1 protein-coding gene is annotated in these 340 nt (G+C 59.4%); it reads right to left on the reverse strand.

The features are described from left to right. Positions 1–340 (reverse strand): class II fructose-bisphosphate aldolase (locus AF337_RS07535; RefSeq protein WP_193393586.1); only part of this gene is annotated, 340 nt, incomplete at both ends.

Consider the following 340-nt stretch of genomic DNA (forward strand, 5'->3'; position numbering starts at 1 on the left):
GTCAGCAGCTGGTCATGCGATAGCTTGCCCTCGGCGCCGTGGCCGTCCTCGGCCTCGCCCATGCCGGTCTCGAGAGAACCGAGAACACCGAGTTCGCCTTCCACTGAGATGCCGCCGAAATGCGCCATGTCAGTCACCATCTTGGTGACGCCGACATTATAGGCCCAGTCGGCGGGCGTCTTGGCGTCCGCCTTCAGTGAACCATCCATCATTACCGAGGTGAAGCCCGCCTGGATCGCCGTCATGCAGTTGGAGGGATCGTTGCCGTGATCGAGATGCACGCAGACTGGAATATGCGGATAGATTTCAACGACGGCATCCATCATGTGCTTCAGCATGA

Source organism: Rhizobium ecuadorense (genome assembly GCF_001187535.1).
GTDB classification, from domain to species: domain Bacteria; phylum Pseudomonadota; class Alphaproteobacteria; order Rhizobiales; family Rhizobiaceae; genus Rhizobium; species Rhizobium ecuadorense.